General features: G+C 64.8%; 1 protein-coding gene. It reads left to right on the top strand.

Going from position 1 to position 761, the window contains the following annotated elements; translation table 11 throughout:
- Positions 1-707 (top strand): DUF3445 domain-containing protein (locus EN993_RS32925; protein ID WP_164757966.1); only part of this gene is annotated, 707 nt, incomplete at its 5' end.
- Positions 708-761: the final 54 nt, after the last annotated feature.

Here is a 761-nt window from a genome sequence, read left to right as displayed (position 1 = left end):
GTGCGCATCTGCTGGAGAGCTTCCCCGAAACCTATCGGCTCGGCGGATCAGGCGTCGAGGTGGCGGGCGCCGCGAACCGTCTGCCTGCTTCCCTCGCCGATGCGCCGCTGGCCAAGGCCTCACAGCTCATTCAGGAAGACCTGATCCTGATGCGCCGCAGCGACAGCGGCTGGCGGCTGGTTGCCGGCTCGCTTTGCTTTCCCTCGTCCTGGTCGCTTCTGGAAAAGTTCGGCAAGCCGCTGCAGGACATCCACGCGCCGGTGCCGGGTTTCGGCCCGGGCACGCGTCCGGCCGAGCTGATCAACCGGATGTTCGATGGCCTCCAAGGGCAAGCCGTCGAGCGCTACAACTGGTCGATCCAGACTGACAACGCGCTCTACCATCCGCTCTCCGACCTGCAGCGCATCGACCGCGCCACCAACCGGCCGTCGCGCTTTCCCGATGGCGACATCGACGCCCATGCCTTCATCCGCGTCGAGCGGCAAACCCTGCGCAAACTGCCTGTTGCACGCGATATCCTGTTCACCATCCGCATCCATCTCGACCCTCTCGCCGTGCTCGCCCGGCACCCGGATCGGGCAACGCTGGCGGTGTCTTTCGCCGCCCAACTCGAAGCGCTCGATCTCGCCCAGCTCGACTACAAGGGGCTGACCGCGGACCGCGACCGGCTGATGTCGGTCCTTAACCACATGGCCAATGACGGCTGACCGCTGGTTGGCGCTTTTCGCTGGTTTATGACAATGATCTGTGATGTAGCGCAT

Source organism: Mesorhizobium sp. M7D.F.Ca.US.004.01.2.1, assembly GCF_003997785.1.
In the GTDB taxonomy this organism is placed as follows: domain Bacteria; phylum Pseudomonadota; class Alphaproteobacteria; order Rhizobiales; family Rhizobiaceae; genus Mesorhizobium; species Mesorhizobium loti.
This window is presented reverse-complemented; position numbering and strand designations above follow the sequence as displayed.